The 16,316-nt window shown below is 74.1% G+C and carries 13 protein-coding genes and 1 pseudogene; 8 read left to right on the forward strand and 6 right to left on the reverse strand.

The annotated features are described in order from the left end of the window. The first annotated feature begins 1,086 nt into the window (after positions 1-1,086). From AWW66_RS11925 to AWW66_RS11940, 4 genes are all read left to right on the forward strand, one after another. Positions 1,087-1,962, forward strand: coding sequence for a bifunctional helix-turn-helix transcriptional regulator/GNAT family N-acetyltransferase (locus AWW66_RS11925; RefSeq protein ID WP_067364280.1), 876 nt, complete (start codon positions 1,087-1,089; stop codon positions 1,960-1,962). A 19-nt stretch (positions 1,963-1,981) separates the two neighbouring features. Beyond that, positions 1,982-2,689 (forward strand): RraA family protein, encoded by a 708-nt coding sequence (locus tag AWW66_RS11930; protein WP_067364282.1) that lies wholly within the window; start codon positions 1,982-1,984, stop codon positions 2,687-2,689. 161 nt (positions 2,690-2,850) lie between these two features. Then, positions 2,851-3,372, forward strand: coding sequence for a hypothetical protein (locus tag AWW66_RS11935; protein WP_067364285.1), 522 nt, complete (start codon positions 2,851-2,853; stop codon positions 3,370-3,372). Between the two features lie 57 nt (positions 3,373-3,429). Continuing rightward, positions 3,430-4,185: a TIGR03089 family protein gene (locus tag AWW66_RS11940; protein WP_067364288.1), complete on the forward strand. Its 756-nt coding sequence runs from the start codon at positions 3,430-3,432 to the stop codon at positions 4,183-4,185. 99 nt (positions 4,186-4,284) lie between these two features. On the opposite strand, the gene AWW66_RS11945 is transcribed toward AWW66_RS11940, so the two are convergent. The 4 genes from AWW66_RS11945 to AWW66_RS11955 all read right to left on the reverse strand — a co-directional run bounded on the left by AWW66_RS11945 (position 4,285) and on the right by AWW66_RS11955 (position 10,608). Further along, entirely contained in the window at positions 4,285-6,594 is a 2,310-nt protein-coding gene (locus AWW66_RS11945; RefSeq protein WP_211271920.1) for an esterase-like activity of phytase family protein, read from the reverse strand. A gap of 149 nt (positions 6,595-6,743) precedes the next feature. Further along, a complete protein-coding gene (locus AWW66_RS33625; protein WP_157527400.1) occupies positions 6,744-6,917 on the reverse strand; it encodes a hypothetical protein in 174 nt (57 codons plus the stop codon). After that, positions 6,914-8,764 carry an amidase gene (locus AWW66_RS11950; RefSeq protein ID WP_083978415.1) on the reverse strand — a complete coding sequence of 617 codons (1,851 nt, stop codon included), beginning with the start codon at positions 8,762-8,764 and terminating at the stop codon, positions 6,914-6,916. The genes AWW66_RS33625 and AWW66_RS11950 overlap by 4 nt, the downstream gene beginning before the upstream one ends. A gap of 164 nt (positions 8,765-8,928) precedes the next feature. Further along, on the reverse strand, positions 8,929-10,608 hold the full coding sequence (locus tag AWW66_RS11955) for a DNA repair helicase XPB (protein WP_067364293.1): 1,680 nt from the start codon (positions 10,606-10,608) through the stop codon (positions 8,929-8,931). Positions 10,609-10,945: 337 nt separating this feature from the next. Between AWW66_RS11955 and AWW66_RS11960 the strand changes: the two genes are divergently transcribed. Beyond that, positions 10,946-11,182, forward strand: coding sequence for a hypothetical protein (locus tag AWW66_RS11960; RefSeq protein ID WP_067364296.1), 237 nt, complete (start codon positions 10,946-10,948; stop codon positions 11,180-11,182). A 36-nt stretch (positions 11,183-11,218) separates the two neighbouring features. Here the strand turns inward: AWW66_RS11960 and AWW66_RS11965 are convergent, their stop codons facing one another. After that, positions 11,219-13,699, reverse strand: coding sequence for a helicase-associated domain-containing protein (locus AWW66_RS11965; protein ID WP_067364298.1), 2,481 nt, complete (start codon positions 13,697-13,699; stop codon positions 11,219-11,221). Between the two features lie 84 nt (positions 13,700-13,783). Here AWW66_RS11965 and AWW66_RS11970 point away from each other — a divergent pair, with 84 nt between their 5' ends. Beyond that, entirely contained in the window at positions 13,784-14,407 is a 624-nt protein-coding gene (locus AWW66_RS11970) for an HAD family hydrolase (protein ID WP_067364301.1), read from the forward strand. 29 nt (positions 14,408-14,436) lie between these two features. After that, positions 14,437-14,823 (forward strand): cold-shock protein, encoded by a 387-nt coding sequence (locus tag AWW66_RS11975; RefSeq protein WP_067364303.1) that lies wholly within the window; start codon positions 14,437-14,439, stop codon positions 14,821-14,823. Here AWW66_RS11975 and AWW66_RS11980 read toward each other — a convergent pair. Continuing rightward, positions 14,784-15,620 carry a 1,4-dihydroxy-6-naphtoate synthase gene (locus AWW66_RS11980; RefSeq protein ID WP_067364307.1) on the reverse strand — a complete coding sequence of 279 codons (837 nt, stop codon included), beginning with the start codon at positions 15,618-15,620 and terminating at the stop codon, positions 14,784-14,786. The genes AWW66_RS11975 and AWW66_RS11980 overlap by 40 nt on opposite strands. A gap of 503 nt (positions 15,621-16,123) precedes the next feature. Here AWW66_RS11980 and AWW66_RS35255 point away from each other — a divergent pair. Beyond that, a pseudogene (locus AWW66_RS35255) lies at positions 16,124-16,258 on the forward strand (hypothetical protein); the annotation flags it as partial. Positions 16,259-16,316 lie beyond the last annotated feature (58 nt).

Genomic DNA, 16,316 nt, shown 5'->3' on the forward strand with positions numbered 1-16,316 from the left:
ACAGAACGATCCTCACGTCCAAAGGACACGCCCATCATCATTTAGTTAGGAACTCTTAGTAGCGCGAGCTGCGCCTCGACCGACGCGCGGTCGGACCAAAGCTGCTCCAGCTGTGCCCGTAGTGAGGCAGCCTCCCGTGCCAGTGCGGCAGGATCCAACCCGAGGAGCGCCGTGAGCTGTCTACGCAACTCGTCGTTTTCATCCTCAAGCCGCTTCCTGCCACCGAAAAGTCCCACACGTGCAGTCCGCTGCGGGATGGGCGTCGGTCCGGGACCAGCGGCATGACCGGGCTCGACCGGCGCTGTGGCGGGGGATTGATCGGCGACGACCGGCGGACGGGGTGGTACGGAGCTGGCGCCTCCACTTTCCGGAGTGCCAATGGGAGTCCACAGTTGCCAGCCTGGAGGTGGCGAGGGCCATGAGGGGTCGGGCCGCCACCCCGGAGGGGGCATCCAGCCCTCGGGTGGTGCAGGCCAGCCGGGTGGGGTGTTGAAGCGGTATGCCGTCATTGCCGAGCCTTTCCGGCACTACTTCCGGTGCCCAAGGCGACCGACGGTAGCGACCACGAGGAATGTGGACCATCACCCACACGGTCGGACGGAGCGGCGAAAGGTGATCCCGAATCGGCGCGTTGCTCAAGGTTCTTGGCCGATCATCGGCGTGCGTCCGTACGGGTGTCGGCCCGCTTCGCATCGGCCTTGCGACGTATGGTGAATAGCCGGGCGCCCCGGTCGAATCCCCAGGACAGACCTTCGGCTTGCAGCGGGTGTCGATCGTTGCCGGTCGTCTCGGGGGACGGTGTCCGAGTGGTGGCGATCGCGGGTCGCCTCTACGTCTGCCTTGGACACCACCGGGTGCTCGCGTCGGCCATGCCGTCAGGGGCGCGGGTTCGGGCGTCCGTCCTTGGGGGCAGGTAAGCCGTGTGGTGCGTGACCAGTCCTGCGGTCTCGTGAATGGGGCAGCTCGAAAGGGCTGCCGGAGCCGACCCGCCGGTCACCGTTCTAGAAACCCTGACGGCGCTCATCGCCAGCCGCTGCGGCTGAGTCGACTCTTCCGCTCGTCTGGTTCTCTGACTAAGGTCAGGGAATGGATGCAGGTCTGGTCGGGCGGGTCCGACGGTTCAACCGGACGGTGACCCAGCGCATCGGGGTGCTCAACGACGCGTACCTGGCGCGGGGGCGGTCGCTGGGGCAGAGCCGGGTGCTGTGGGAGATCGGCCCGGAGGGGATCGAGGTGCGCAGCCTGCGGGCCCGGCTCGACCTGGACTCCGGGTACCTCAGCCGACTGCTGCGGGCCCTGGAGACCGACGGGCTCGTCGTGGTCGAGGCCGACGAGACCGACGCCCGGGTACGCCGGATCCGGCTCACCCCGGCCGGGGCCGTCGAGCGTGCCGAGCTGGACGTGCGCTCCGACGAGCTGGCCGCCTCGATACTGCGCCCGCTCGACGACGCGCAGCGGGACCGGCTGGTCGTGGCGATGGCCGAGGTGGAACGGCTCTTCGTCGCCTCCCTGGTGGAGGTGACCGCCACCGATCCGGCGCACGCCGACGCCCGGCACTGTCTGCGGGCGTACGCGGCGGAGCTGGACCGGCGCTTCCCGGGCGGCTTCGACCTGGGCACCGCACACCCCGCGCACCTCTCGCCGCCGGCCGGTCTGCTGCTGGTCGCGCGGCTGCACGGCGAGCCGGTCGGCTGCGGCGGGCTCGTGTTCCGGGGGGAGGGGGTGGCGGAGATCAAACGGGTGTGGGTCGCCGCGTCGATGCGCGGTCTGGGCCTGGGACGGCGGCTGGTAACCGAGCTGGAGAGCACCGCCACCGAGCACGGGGCGAACCTGCTGCGGCTGGACTCCAACAGGGCGCTGCCCGAGGCCGCGCGGCTGTACCGGTCGGCCGGCTACCAGGAGGTCGCACCGTTCAACGACGACCCCTACGCGCAACTCTGGTTCGCCAAGACGATCGCCTGACGGAAAGGGCCCGCCACCGATGGACAACCACGAGCTTCGTACCCGGTTCTCCGGGCTGACCACCGCGCACGTGGCGGACGGCTGCCTGCGGGTCGGGGTGCCGCTGCGCTGCGCGCCCGCCCCGCTGCGGGCCGTCGACCCGGGTACCCGGCTCGCCGGCCGGGTGCTGCCCGCCCGGCACGTCGGCAGCGTGGACGTCTTCCTGGAGGCGTACCAGTCGGCGGAGCCGGGCGACGTGCTGGTGGTCGACAACGGCGGCCGGCTCGACGAAGCCTGCGTGGGTGACCTGGTGGTGCTGGAGGCGCAGGTGGCGGGGCTGGCCGGGCTGGTGGTCTGGGGGCTGCACCGGGACACGGCCGACATCCGGGCGATCGGGCTGCCGCTGTTCAGTCTCGGCGCGACCCCGGCCGGTCCGCAGCGGCTCGACCCCCGCCCGGCGGACGCCCTCGACACCGCCACCGTCGGCGAGTGGCCGGTCGGCCGGGGCGACCTGGTGCTCGGCGACGACGACGGGGTGCTGTTCCTGCCGGTGGACCGGGCCGACGAGGCGCTGGGCGTGGCCGAGTCGATCCGGGACACCGAGCGTCGGCAGGCGGACCGCATCCGCGCCGGGGACACCCTGCGCGCGCAGGTACGGTTCGCCGACTACCTCGCCGCGCGGCGGGACCGGCCCGCATCGACCTTCCGGGAGCACCTGCGGGCGGTCGGCGGCGCGATCGAGGAGTGACGCCGAACGTTGCGCGCTTTCCGACGCCTTCACTGGCGTGTCGCGTCGGAAACTGCGCGGTGCATCCGTTCACCCCTGTCGACCAGGTCCGTGAGCCGGGACGAGTGGCAGGACCGTCGGTGACTTGACCCTCGTCCTGGTTGAGGGGCCACTCTGGCGGCATGACCAGCGCAGCTACCCACGACGACACCGACGAGACGATGGCGGCGGTCCACCGGGCCGTCGAACTCGGCGCCTCCGGCCACCGGGCGGAGGCCCGCGACGCGCTCGACGCGCTCTGGACCCGGGTCGGCCCGGACGGGGACGCCCTGCACCGCTGCACCATCGCGCACTACCTGGCCGACCTCCAGGAGGACGTGGCGGCGGAGTTGGCCTGGGACCGGCGGGCCCTCGCCGCCGTCACCGACCTGACCGACGAGCGGGCCCGGCGCTTCCACACGTCGTGGCAGGTCCGGGGCCTGCTGCCGTCGCTGCACCTGAACCTCGCCGACGGGTACCGCCGGCTCGGCGAGGTCGGGTCGGCCCGTGAGCACCTGGACCTGGCCCGGGAGACGGTCGACGACCTGCCGGACGACGGGTACGGGACGATGATCCGCGCCGGGATCGGCAACCTCGCCGAGGCGCTGGACACCGGGTCGCGTGCTCCGCTCGGCGCAAGCGATCCCCTCGACGCCCCGGCGTAGGCTGAGCCGGCCGTGACCGTGGCCGCACCCAGGGTTCCCGTCGGGAGGACGTACCGGATGAACGCCGCACCGCCCATGCTCACCGCCGCCGGTCCGGTCGACGGGCTCGACCGGCCGCTGCTGACGTACCTCGACGACCGGACCGGGGAACGGGCCGACCTGACCGCCGCCGACCTGGGCGGCTGGGCGGCCCGGACGGCCGGGCTGCTGCGGGACGGCTGCGCGCTGACCCCGGGCAGCCGGGTGGCGGTGCTGCTGCCGCCGCACTGGCGTACCGCCGCGGTGCTGCTCGGGGCCTGGTCGGTGGGGATGGCGGTGTCGTTCCACCCCCGGGCCACCGCTGGCCTGTCGGTGCTGGAGCCGGGCGGCGACCGGCCGTACGACGCGGTCTTCGTCACGCCGGAACGCCTCGACGACTGGCTGGAGGACGTCCCCGACGGGGTGCACCGGTACCTGGTCGGCACCGGCCCGCAGCCGCTGTCCGAGGTGCCGGTGGGCTGGCTCGACTGGTCCGCCGAGGTGCGCCGGCACACCGACGCCCCGCCCGCGCACCACGCCATCCACCCGGACGACCCGGCCAGCCCGGACGGCACCAGCTACGGCGAGTGGGGGCGGCTCGCGCATGCCCTGGCCGACCAGTTCGACCTGCGGGCCGGTGACCGGCTGCTGGTCGACGCCGCCGAGCACGAGCATCCGGTGAAGTGGCTGCTGACCCCGCTGTTCGCGGGGGCGTCGGTGGTGCTCTGCGCGGGCCTCGACCCGGCCCGCCGGGACGCGCTGGTCGCCGCCGAGCAGGTCACCCGGGTCCTCTGAGCGGAAGCCCCGACGCCGAGGGGCCGTTGGACGAGGGCGGCCGGCCCGGTGCGTGGAGGCACCGGGCCGGCCGGATCGTCGACGGGTCAGCTCGACCGGTCAGCGCGGTCCGAAGACCGTGTCGGCGGGGCCGAGGCGGAGCAGCACCGTCTCGCCGGTAGCGTCCTGGACGCCGTCGTTGTCGGTGACCGCGTACACCTGGCCGTTGCCGGCCACGGCCAGCCCCTCCAGTTTCTCCTGCGTCCAGCCGTTGGTGGCGCGCAGCGCCGGCAGCACGTTCACGGCGAGCTGCTTCGGCAGGACCCGCAGCCGGCCGGGGGCGGCCGGACCGGTGGGCAGCTCCACCGTGTAGATCCGCTTGACCCGGGCGGCCGGGCCGTTCAGCTTGTCCCGCTCGATGACGGCGAGCCGGCCGCCGACCACGGTCACCTCGGACAGGCCGATCCAGTCACCGGGGACGTCGGTGCGGGAGAGCCGGTAGCCGAACCAGCTCCACGTCCCGGCGGTCACGTCGTACCGGCCGATCCGGACCACGCCGGCCGGGTCGGTGGCGACCTCGCGCTGGAGTACCGCCCAGACGATCTCCCGGCCGCGCTCCATGGTGGCGGTGACCCCCTCGAAGCCCTGCCGGCCCAGGCCGGCGGCCACGTCGGCGGGGAGCGGGACGACCTGCCGGGTCACCCCGTCGGCGTCCAACCGGGCCAGCTTGTTCTCCGGGCCGGTGGCCCCCTCGACGGCCAGCCAGAAGCCGCCCTGCGGGCGGGCGAAGATCCCCTCCGCGTCGTACCCGACCGCCTCGCCCCGCTCGTCGCGGACCGGCAGCACCTCGGTGACCACCGCCGGGCTCTGCCGGGTGTTGATGGTGACGATGCTGGTGGTGGCGTACGCCGCGTCGGTCACGCTGTACAGCAGGTGGGGGCGCTTCGGGACGGCGGAGAGGGCGCCGAGGGCACCCCAGCCGATCGGCGCGCCGGTGGCGTCCGGGGCGGAGACGAGGCTCGGGAAGGCGGGGGTGTCCTCGCCGAGCCGGAACAGCGACACCGAGGCGCGTACGCCCACCGCCGCCTCGTCGGTCTCGCTGGAGACGGCGAGCAGGCCCCGCGACGGGATGGGCAGCAGCCCCTCCGGCCCGTTCGTGGTGGGCAGCACCTGGCGGAACACCGGGCGGGTCGGCCGGGTCACGTCGTAGACGGCGACGAAGTTGCTCCGCTCCGAGCCGACGAAGGCGTACCGGGTCGCGCCGTACTCGGCGACGGAGAGCCCTTCCGGCTCGGCGCCCTTGTTCTCCGCGCGGTCCTCGTTGTGCAGGCCGTGCCGGACCGCCAGCCACTCGAAGCTGTTGCCGGCGTCCCAGGTCACCGCACCGGTCCGGCTGTCGAAGATCGTCCAGCCCCGGGTGCCGCCCCGCCAGTCGCCCTCGTTCGCGGTCGCCAGGTACCGGTTGTCCAGCCAGGCCACCGCGTCCGGCTCCCGGGGCACGTCGGTGATGCTGCCGGTCAGGTCGATGATGCCGTCCTCGACCGTGTCGATCCGGTCCACCGAGGCGGTGCCGGCGGAGAACGCCCCGGTGATCCGGCCGCTGGGCAGGTCCACCAGGACGATGCCGTTGTTCTCCTGGAGGGTCACCGCGAGCTGGTGGCCCCGGTTGATCGAAACGTACTCCGGCTCCGGGTCGGTGGGCTCGGTGATCCCGGCGGCGGTCAGCACGGGCAGGGCGCTGCCGTCGGCGGCGGTCAGCGGTACGGTCCGCAGCCCCCACCCGGCCGGGTCACCGGCGGGCAGGTCCAGGATCTGCACGAACCCGGCCGGGGCCTGGGGCAGGTCGCCCTCCTCGCCGCCGGGCGGGGTGGCCTCCTCGTCCCGCTCGTTCTCGATGGCGATCGCCGCGTACCGCTTGTTCGCGCTGACCGCGATCGAGTCGGGCTGGCCGCCCAGGTCGAGGCTGCGGACCCGCTCCCGGGTGTGGAGGTCGATCACGTCGAGCCGGCCGGACGGCTCGGTGTAGCTCGCGCTGGTGTTCACCACGACCAGGACGTGCCGGCCGACCACGGCGACCGAGGTGGGCTCGTCCTCGGCGTCGCCGAGCCCGGCCAGGGAGAGGGTGCCGAGCCCGCGCGGTCGCTCGGCCCGGGAGATGTCGAGGAAGCCGATCCGGCGGGCCGCCGCGTCGGTGTAGACCAGGGTACGGCCGTCGCCGCTGACCGCCGAGATCTCGGCGACCGTCTCGGTGGCCGGGTCCTCACCGGCGGGACGGTTCTCGAAGACCGGGTAGGTGGCGGTGCGGTCGAAGAACTTCGCCGGCCCCGGGGGCACGGAGCCGGTGCCGGCCTGGGCCGTGCCCGCGACGACGAGGGCGGCGACCGTGGCGCCGGCCACCGCCATCGCGGGGAACGATCGTTTCGCTGTCACTGATCCTCCGTCTGTTCGGATTCGGACGGAGGCTGACACGCACGGTCGAGCGCCGGCTGTCGCCGTCGTGAACGGCGGGCGAACAGCGTGGCGGGACGGGATGCCACGCCCGCCCGTCGGCCCGTCAGCGGCCGGCGGGCGGGCGGGTGTCACCGGGGGTCGGCCTCCTCGGTGAGGTGGTCACCGTAGGCGTACCAGCTCGTGCCGAGCTTCGGCTCCCAGCCGACGGCCATCGCCGGGGTGGACCCGGCTGTCGGGTCCGGCACCGGGAAACCCGCGTTGAGCAGCGGTTGCCAGTCCACGGTCAGGTACGGCTCGGTCATGACCACGCCTCCTCGGCGACCAGCGGGTCGTTCGACAGCTCCGGCGGCACCGTCTCCTCGGCGGGCGCCGACCGCCGCGCCTGCGCCGGGGGGAAGACCGGGTCGACCGGGGCCGCGCGGTGGTGCTCCGGGTGCCGGTCCTGGTAGTCCAGCGCGGCCTGGACCAGCGCCGGCTCGGAGAAGCGCGGCCCCCAGAAGGCGGCGTTGACCGGCAGCCCCTCGGTGCTGTCGTACCCGATCGGGAAGGTCACCATCGGCCAGGTGAGCGCGTTCGGAAGCTGGAAGAAGGTGCGGTAGTTGGGCAGTTGGGTGCCGCCGAACCGGGGCCCGATCTGCCCGCCGATCGGCAGGACCAGCATGAAGTCGACCCCGGCCTCGTCCAGCGCCCGCTGGTAGTTGGCCTGCAACGTCCGCCGGCGACGCTCACCCTCGTCGCGTACCGAGGCGGGGATGGCACCGGCGTTGGCCGCCGCCTGCGCGAGGTTGCCGAACTGCCGGGTCAGCGCGGCGGCGTTCGCCGGGTGCGCCGTCGCGAACGCCTCCACCGCCTGCCAGTAGCGGATCTCGTACCGGTTCGGGCTGAGCACCGCCGAGGCCGGCGACACCACGGTCCCGTTGGGCAGCGGGAGGCGGTCGCTGGTACGGAAGTACGGGTCGTTCTCCGCCACCGTCACGTCCAGGCCCGGGAACTCCTTGACCGTCGCGCCCAGCGCCACCAGTTCGGCCTTGAACCGCTCGAAGGCGGCCCGGTGGTCGGCGTCGTACGTCTCGGCGGGCGGGGTGCCGGTGCCGCCCCGCGTCATCCAGTCGGTCTGCGGGATGCCGATGGTGGTGCCGGCCAGCGGGCGTTGGCCGCTCCGTGCCTTGATCGGCAGCGCGGGGAACGGCTGCGGCGCGGCGAGCGTCAGCGGGTCGGGTGCCGGGTCCGGGCCGAGGACGGCGGCCAGCACCAGCGAGGCGTCCCGGACCGAGCGGGCGATCGGGCCGAGCACGTCGTACCCGGGGGAGAGCGGCATCACCCCGGCGGTCGAGACCAGACCCAGCGAGGGCTTGATGGCGCTCGCGCCGTTCGCCGCCGCCGGCATGATGATCGAGCCGCCGGTCTCCTCACCGATGGTGGCCGCCGCCAGCCGGGCCGACGTCGCCACCCCCGAGCCCTGGCTCGACCCGCCCGGGACGAAGCGCGGGTTCCAGGCGTTGCCGGCGAACGTCCCGGCGATGCTGCCGGAGAAGGCCGAGGCGACGGTGTGCCCGATGATCACCGCCCCCTGCTCGCGCAGCCGGGCCACCACGGTCGCGTCGCGGTGCGACATGTTCCCGCTGTACGCGTGGGTGCCGTTCTTCGCCTCCAGTCCCTTGACCGCGACGGAGTCCTTGATCCCGAACGGGATGCCGCAGAGCGCGCCGGCCTTGCCGGGGCGGCGCAGCAGCTTGTCCGCTTCTCTGGCCTGGGCCAGCGCGCCGGCCCGGTCGATCCGGACGAACGCGTTGTACCCGCCGTTGTCGCCGTACACCTCGAACGGGCCGTTCAGCGTGTCGATGCGGTCGAGGTAGGCCTCGGTCAGCTCCACCGAGGTCAGCCGCTTGGCCCGCAGCAGCACGATCAGTTCGGCGATCTCGTAGTCGACGATCCGCGCCCGCTTCGGGATCTGGCCCACCGGGGGTAGCTGCTTGAGCAGGTCCTGCGTCTCGGTGGGCGCGGCCACGGCGGGTTCGGCGAGGACCAGGCCGGCCACCGTCGCACCCGCCGCGGCGGCGCCGCCACCGAGCAGGGACCGGCGGCTGACCCCCGACCGGGGGCCGTCGGCTGTGGAGGGTGTCGCGGTGGCGTGTGCTCTGTCGAGCATGAAGGCTCCCGTCCTGCCGGCTCGGCGGGCCGGTGAGGCGGCCCGAGACGCCGAGTCGGCGCTGCGGGAAGATCGTCACGACGAGCTGTCTCGCTCGCGTTGCGAAAGCCTTTCTGCCTGGTAAACCGGCTTCCCGGCGGCCCGGCGGCACCCGCCGGGCGGGGTCAGTCGACGGTGGGCAGGGAGGGGCCGAGGACGTCGTCGGCGTCGACGATCGTGTACGCGTACCCCTGCTCGGCGAGGAAGCGCTGCCGGTGCGCGGCGTACTCGGTGTCGATGGTGTCCCGGGAGACCACCGTGTAGAAGTGCGCCTGCCGGCGGTCCGCCTTCGGGCGCAGCACCCGGCCGAGGCGCTGCGCCTCCTCCTGCCGGGAGCCGAAGGTCCCCGACACCTGGATCGCCACCGCCGCCTCGGGCAGGTCGATGGAGAAGTTGCCCACCTTCGAGATGACCAGGGTACGGATCTCGCCGGCCCGGAACGCGTCGAAGAGCCGTTCCCGCTCCTTGTTGGTGGTGGAGCCCTGCACGATCGGGGCGTCCAGGTACTCGCCGAGCTGGTGGAGTTGGTCGATGTAGCCGCCGATCACCAGCACCTGGTCGTCGGCGTGCCGCCGGACCAGGGCGCGGACCACCGGGAGCTTGGTACGGGCCGTCGCCGCCATCCGGTACCGCTCCTCGGCCTCCGCCGTGGCGTACGCCAGCCGTTCCGCGTCGGTGAGGGTGACCCGGACCTCGGTGCACTCGGCCGGGGCGATCCAGCCCTGCGCCTCGATGTCCTTCCACGGCGCGTCGTACCGCTTCGGGCCGATCAGGCTGAACACGTCGCCCTCCCGGCCGTCCTCCCGGACCAGGGTGGCGGTCAGGCCGAGCCGGCGGCGGGCCTGGAGGTCCGCGGTGAACCGGAAGATCGGCGCGGGGAGCAGGTGCACCTCGTCGTAGACGACCAGCCCCCAGTCCCGGGCCCCGAACAGGTCCAGGTGGGTGAAGGCGCCCTTGCGTCGCGAGGTGAGCACCTGGTACGTGGCGATGGTCACCGGGCGGATCTCCTTGCGCTCGCCCGAGTACTCACCGATCTCGTCCTCGGTCAGCGAGGTACGCGCGATCAGCTCCCGCTTCCACTGCCGGCCGGCGACCGTGTTGGTGACCAGGATCAGCGTGGTCGCCTTCGCCTCGGCCATCGCCGCCGCCCCGACCAGCGTCTTGCCCGCGCCGCAGGGCAGCACCACCACGCCCGACCCGCCGGCCCAGAACGCCTCCACCGCCTCCCGCTGGTACGACCGCAGGGTCCACGGCTTCCCGCCGTTCTTGCCGGCCTCGGCCAGCTCGATCGGGTGCGCCTCGCCGTCGACGTACCCGGCCAGGTCCTCCGCCGGCCAGCCGAGCTTGAGCAGCGCCTGCTTGAGCCGCCCCCGCTCGGACGGGTGCACCGCGATGGTGTCGTCGTCGATCTTCGCGCCGAGCATCCCGGCGAGTTTCTTGCTCTTGGCGACCTCGATCAGCACCAGCCGGTCCAGGCCGCGCAGGACGAGGCCGTGCACCGGGTCGTTGGCGACCTGGAGCCGGCCGTACCGGTCCATGGTCTCGGCCACGTCGACCAGCAGCGCGTGCGGCACCGGGTAGCGGGAGTACGTGATCAGGGCGTCGACCACGCCCTCGGCGTCGTGGCCGGCGGCGCGGGCGTTCCACAGCCCCAGCGGGGTCAGCCGGTACGTGTGCACGTGCTCGGGGGAGCGCTCCAGCTCCGCGAAGGGGGCGATCGCCATCCGGCAGGCCTGGGCGTCGGGGTGGTCGATCTCCAGCAGCAGGGTCTTGTCCGACTGCACGATCAGTGGTCCACCGCTCACCCCAGGGTCCTTTCGCCAGGTCTTCAGGCCGACCCACCAGTGTTGCACGAATCCGCAGGAGCCCGGGAAAACCGCGCGTGCGGGGCAACCTGGGTGGTCCCGCAGGCGTCTAGAAAGACGAAGGCCGCCGTCCAGGACGCCCGGCGGCGCTGGCGGGGCGGCAGACCGGGCCGGGGCGTGCACGTTCGAGCGCGCGGAAACGGGGGTGAACGGCACGCCCCGGTCGACCTGTCGACGGCCGGATCCCGACACGTCCCGCGGCCTGCCCTGTCACTCCGGCCCCACCGGTGACACCCTGGAAGGGTCGATGCCGGACGGACGGGGGAGGGCAGGGACGATGACGGCCGACCGTGAGGCGATCCCCGGCAAGGACCGGCGCGTCACCGACGAGGTGTCCACCGCCACCATGGTCGCGTACGGCTGCGCGGCGGTCGTCCTGTTCGGCTGGTTCCTCTTCGGGTGGCTGGTGCTCCAGCAGGGCTTCGTCGCCTCGGTCGGGGAGGCCGCCGGCGCCGGGTTCGCCCTGCTGCTGGCGGTGACCATCATCGGCAGCTACCGGCGCAGCCGCCGCTGACCCGCCCGGGGCGCAGGTCGCTACCTCTCCCGGCCGCTACTTCTCCCGCACGGCGGCGGTGATCCGGTGCAGGGCGAAGGTGTGCAGCATCTCCGTGCGCTCGTCCTCCGCCCGCAGGTAACCCGCGCCGATCGACACCGGCCGGACCAGCCGGGAGGCGGTCGCCCCGTGCGCGTCGACGTACCCCACCCAGACCAGCGCCTTGTCCCGGACCGCCTGTTGCAGCACGGCGATCGCGTCGGCGTGGCTGTGCACCGGCACCGGGCCGGTCCGCGCCCCGGCGGCGGTACGGACCGAGGCGGGGGCCCGCCGGGCCGCCCGCGCCGCCGCCTCGCCGCGCCGGATCTGCTCCACCACACCGAGCAGGCGGGGCATGGCCAGGCGCGGGGTGGCCAGCGGGTCCACCGCCCGGGACGCCGGCACCCGGGTCGGCGCGCGCCGGGTCTTCGGCCGGGCCAGCACCGCCGCGCCGCTGGCGTCCTCCGGCACCGGCGCGTACCCGGCGTCGCGCAGCGTGGTCAGCAGCAGCTTGCTCTGGTACGGGGTGACCAGCACCGTCGGGGCGAGCCGGCGCAGCGCCAGGGACTCCAACCGCCGGTCGGCGAGCACCTCGGCCAGCAGCGCCTCGTCGTCGCTGCGCAGGTACCCGCCGGCCGAGCCGGCCCGCAGCCCGCCGTGCCGGCGGGCCACGTCGTCGATCAGGTACGTCAACCCCTGCGGCACCGGGGTCCGGGACCGGCGGGCGAAGAGGGCGTGCAGGTCGTCACCGGAGTACCCGGCGTCCAGGGCCCGCCGGATGCTCGCCGTGGTGAGCCGGTGGACGCTGGCCCCGCCGGCCGACTCGGGCTCGGCGACCGCCTCCAGTTCCCCGGCCAGGGCCGGCTCGGGCGGGCCGGGGACCACCACGGTCAGGTCCGCCTGGACGAGGAAGTGGTCCACCGGGGCGGGCAGCAGCGCGTCCAGCGCCCGCACGGCGGTCGACGGCTCCCCGCCCGCCCCCTCGGCGAGCAGCCCCAGCGGGTCCTCCTGCCCCCGCTCGTCGGTGGCGGTGACCTCGGCCAGCAGCAGCCGACCGTACGAGGTGAGCGCCCCGAGCCCGGTCACGCCCAGCGTGGCCGCCTCGGTGAGCACCTGCCGGTGCGCGGTCTCCCGGCCCCGGCTGCGCCGGGGCGAGCGCCACTCCAGCAGCGCCAGCACCTCGTCGACGGTGGGGGCGGTCGCCGGCGCCAGGTCGGCGAGCACCCCGAGGACGGCCCGCCGGGCGGCCGGCGCGCCGGCCCGTTCCGCCTCGGGGGAGAGCACCGTGATCGGGCGGTCCCGGTCGTCGCGCTGGCCGACCAGCCCGGCCTGCCGGGACATCGCCAGCCAGCCCCGGGCGAGCTGCTCCCAGCGCTGGGCCAGGGAACCGGTGCGCCACACCTCGTACCCGGCGGTCGGCAGCACCTGCTGGTCGGCCCCGTACCGGCCGGTGGTGGCCCCGGGCAGGTCCAGCGCGCCCAGGAGCGCCGCCGCGTACGCCACCTCCAGCAGCAGGGCGGTGGTCGGCTCGTCCAGCCCGACGGCGCGGGCCAGCCGGCGCAGCTCGCGGACGCCCAGGCCACCCGAGCGCAGCAGCGGTACCGGCTCGACGGAGAGCTGTTCCAGCAGCGCCTCGGTGTGCCGGACCACCTCCATGGCCTGCCCGGCGCCGGCGGAGTCGACGGCCTTCGGCTCGCGCGGCGCGGCGGCGACCGGCGGCGGGGCGGTCCGCAGCGGGCCGAGCGGGCCGGTGTCCCGCCGCAGCAGCAGCCCCACCTCCCGGGGCAGCTCCACCGTGCCGGTCGCGCCGGCCCGACCGCCGGAGACCAGCACCAGCAACCGGTTGTCGATCAGCCAGCGCACCGGGGAGCCGGTGGGCGCGCCGCCGTTGGTGGGGTCCGGCGGGACGCTTCCCTCCGCGCCGGTCGCCGGGGCCTGCAACGCGCCCGGCGGCACGCTGCCCACCGGCGGTCCGGCGGCCAGCCGGTCCAGGATCGCCCGCGCCGAGGCCGGCGCGGCCAGCACCGTCCGGCGCAGCTTCGCCGGGTCCGCGCAGAGCGCCGCCGTCGCCGGGTCCAGCTCCGACGCGGGTCGGCCGAGACCCGCCGGGTACGGCGACACCTCGTCGACCGACTCGACCACCCGCAGGCCGCCCTCCGGGCCGTACAGCAGGAACAGGTCGCGCAGCCGGCGCAGCGCGGCGCGGACGGTGTCGGGGGCGGGCGGGTTCGGCCCGGCGGTGGCCGTGGCGAGCACCGCCTCGACGGTGGTGGTGCCCTCGTCGGGGTGCCGGGTCAGCCGGGCGGCGTCGAGGATCTGGAGGGTGAACTGGTCCAACCCGTCGAGGGCACGCGCCACCGAGACCCGCGACCGGGCCCGGGTGGCGAGCGCGCCGAGGTCGGCCGGGACCGGTACGACCAGGTCCGGCCGCTGCTGAAGGAGCGCGGCGAGGGAGTCGTCGGGCAGCGACCGCAGGTGGTCCGCGAGTGAGGTGGTCATCGTCGTTCCACGCTAGCCCGCCGGAGGGTCCTCGCGCCCCTCGGACATCCGGGGAGGACCGGTGCCGGGAGGTACCGTCGCGGCATGCCCCTTCTGACGGTCGGCTTCGACCTCGACATGACCCTGGTCGACTCGCGCCCCGGCATCGCCGCCACGTTCCGGGCGTTGAGCGCCCGTACCGGCGTGTACGTCGACATCGACGCGGTGGTGTCCCGCCTGGGTCCCCCGTTGCGTACCGAACTGGCCCACTGGTTCCCGGCCGAGCAGGTGGAGGCCGCCGCGCTGGCCTACCGGGAGCTGTACCCGGCGTACGCGATCACGCCGACCGTGCCGATGCCCGGCGCGGTCGCGGCGATCGAGGCGGTGCACGCCCAGGGCGGCCGGGTGTTGGTGGTCACCGCGAAGATGGGCAGCCTCGCCCGGCTGCACCTGGACCACCTCGGCCTGGCCGTCGACGAGGTGGACGGTGACCTGTTCGCCGAGCAGAAGGCGACCGCGCTGCGCGCCCACGGGGCGACCCACTACGTGGGCGACCACGTCGCCGACATGGTGGCCGCCCGCACGGCCGGGGTGCCGGGGCTCGCGGTCGCCACCGGGCCCTGCTCGGCGGAGGAGTTGCGGGCCGCCGGGGCGGAACTGGTGCTGGATGATCTCACCGGATTCCCGGCGGCGCTGGCAGGCGTGCTCCGGCTAGCCTTGCAGGAGTAGTCGTTCCGAGCGAAGCAGGGGATCTGAAGGTGCCGACGGGCCGAGTGAAGTGGTACGACGCGACCAAGGGATACGGGTTCGTCACCAGTGACGAAGGTGGCGACGTGTTCCTGCCCAAGGTTGCGCTGCCGGCGGGCGTCACCGACCTCAAGGGCGGGCAGCGGGTCGACTTCAGCGTGGTGGACAGCCGTCGGGGCGTCCAGGCGATGGGGGTCAAGCTGCTCGACGCCCCGCCGTCGGTGGCCGAGCTGCGTCGCCGTCCGGCCGAGGAGCTGCACGGCCTGGTCGAGGACATGATCAAGGTGCTGGAGGCGAAGGTCCAGCCGGACCTGCGCCGGGGCCGGTTCCCGGATCGCAAGACGGCGCAGAAGATCGCTCAGCTCGTCCACGCGGTCGCCCGCGAACTGGAGGTCTGAGGCACCAGCCCGGCGTCGGCGGCGCGATCCAGCAGCGCCGCCACCGCCGCGTGCCCGGCCTCGCCCAGGTCCGCGGTGAACTCGTTGACGTACAGGCCGATGTGCCGGTCCACCACGTCCGGCTCCATCTCCTGGGCGTGCGTCAGGACGTACCCACGGCTGGCGTCCGGGTCGGCCCACGCCTGCCGGACGGATTCGCGGATCCATCCGGCGGCGGCCTCCGGGTCGACCCGGCCGCGCCGGGCCAGGATCGCGCCGAGCGGGATCGGGAGGCCGGTGTCGGCCTCCCACCACTCGCCCAGGTCCACCAGGGCGGTCAGGCCGTGCCGGGGGTACGTGAACCGTGCCTCGTGGATCACCAGCCCGGCGTCGTACCGGCCGGCGGCCACCCCCGGCATGATCTCGTGGAACGGCACCACCTCGATCCGCGCCGGTGGCCGCTGTGCCGACCAGAGCCGGAACAGCAGGTACGCCGTGGTCCGGTCACCCGGCACCGCGACGGTCGCCCCGCTGAGGTCGACACTTCCGCCGTCGCCCCGGGTGAGCACCAACGGCCCGCAGCCCCGCCCGAGCGCCCCGCCGCAGGGCAGCAGGTGGTAGTCGTCGAGCAGCCAGGGCAGCGCGGCGTAGCTCACCTTGACCAGGTCGAACGCCCCCCGCTCGGCAGCCGTGTTGGTCACGTCCACGTCCGCGTAGGTCACCTCGACCGGCGGCGCCCCGGGCACCCGCCCGTGCACCAGCGCGTGGAAGACGAACGTGTCGTTGGGGCAGGGCGAGATCGCCAGGGAGAGCGCCACACCCCCACCGTAGCCCGCCCCCGACCACGCCCTTCCACCACCAGCCGGGCACCACCCACGACGCAACCGCAATCGCGCGTCCGGGCCGGGTCGAGCGTCCGGCGCCGGAGGGGCGACTGCGTCCGAGGGCCGACACCCTGTCTCCGCCCCTGTCGAGCTGATGTCGCAAACGATTCACGCTCCGGCCCTCGCCGCCCATCCCCCGTCCTTGGCTTCGCCTCCCGGCCCTCGTTCTCGCGCGTCGGCTGTCACGGCTCCACGGCAAGGGCCTTGACCGCCTCCGGTAGTTCCGGCCTGCATCGACCCACGGCCTTCGCGGCCCATGGTCGTGGGGCGGTGGCGGAGGGCTGTGCCTGGCATGACCCGCGATGTCGTGAACGAGTCAGCTCGACAGCGTGTGGAAGCAGGCGTCGGGGCGCAGCCGGGGGCAGTTATCCACAGGATTTTCCACAGGGTGCGGGTGGCTCCTTGAGCGCGAAGTGACGTCCGGGAACCATCCAGGTGTGGAGGCGGCGAGCGAGGGTGAGGGCAGCAGCGAGAACGGGAACGCGAGCGGGAGTGGGGCCGAGGGCGATCTTGGTGCCACCATCCGGTCGCTGCGTCGTTGGGCGGACCTGAGTCAGCGGGAGTTGGCGGAACGGGCCGGCGTGCCACAGGCCACGGTGGCTCGTATCGAGTCGAGGACCCCAGGTGGCG

The sequence above is a fragment of the Micromonospora rosaria genome (assembly GCF_001567585.1).
Classification (GTDB): Bacteria; Actinomycetota; Actinomycetes; order Mycobacteriales; family Micromonosporaceae; genus Micromonospora; species Micromonospora rosaria.